This window comes from Vibrio sp. R-1, assembly GCF_035615595.1.
GTDB classification, from domain to species: Bacteria; Pseudomonadota; Gammaproteobacteria; order Enterobacterales; family Vibrionaceae; genus Vibrio; species Vibrio cholerae.
In genome coordinates this window covers 1-796 of the sequence record NZ_WPDC01000242.1, presented here as the reverse complement: position 1 = coordinate 796, position 796 = coordinate 1, and the positions used below count along the sequence as shown (strand labels likewise).

Annotated in this window: 1 protein-coding gene; it reads right to left on the bottom strand. The window is 43.3% G+C overall.

Features of this window, described 5'->3' with window-relative positions:
- Positions 1-743: PhzF family phenazine biosynthesis protein (locus tag GOU96_RS17870; RefSeq protein WP_324702102.1), on the bottom strand; the 743-nt coding region annotated here is incomplete at its 3' end.
- Positions 744-796: the final 53 nt, after the last annotated feature.

Here is a 796-nt window from a genome sequence, read left to right as displayed (position 1 = left end):
GCAATTGCTCGCCGCTTTGATTGGGCAAATACTGTAATTGAATTTTCAGTTGTTCTCTCTACTTCAAAATAACCACCTGACATTGAAAGTTGACGCGCATTCAATGCATCGGACCCAAGTTTTTTAAACCAATACGGTGCAAGAGAGCATTGTGCTGAGCCCGTTGCTAAATCCTCAGATATGCCAATTTGGGGAGCAAAGTATCTTAGAACATAACCACTATTACCATTTGCAGCCGTTACAATCAGAGCATGGTATTCGTTGATTTCTCTCAAGCGATCATCATCTGGCTGGAAATTCATGACAGCCTCCACCGAAGGCAAAACCAAGACTAAGTCTCGGGTAGAAAAAACATCAATCGCATCCGTCGCTAAATCAGAGATTTCTACTGGAACGGCACAAGGCTTTGCTTCCCAGCTTGGTAATACCAATGAATATTGGTCATCTCTTTTAGAAATCACCACTTCACCGTATTTACTGTTGAAAACAACACTTTCCAGTTGGTACTTAGAAAGGATCGCTGCACCAGCGCCTAAACTCCCGTGACCACAAAGATTAATTTCACCATCCAATGCAAACCAACGAATGTGAAACTGTCCGTCGGCGTGAGTAATGAAAGAAGTCACAGGCTGTCCAACTTCACGGGTTATTTGACGTAACTCGCTATCGGAAAGCCAGCCATTTAGCTCTAGCACCCCGCAAGGATTACCAAAGGCCGATTCGCCAATAAATACATCATAAATATCAATTTTGATAATCCACCATCCTTGACTGCAATTTAACGCCCGCCTAAGGG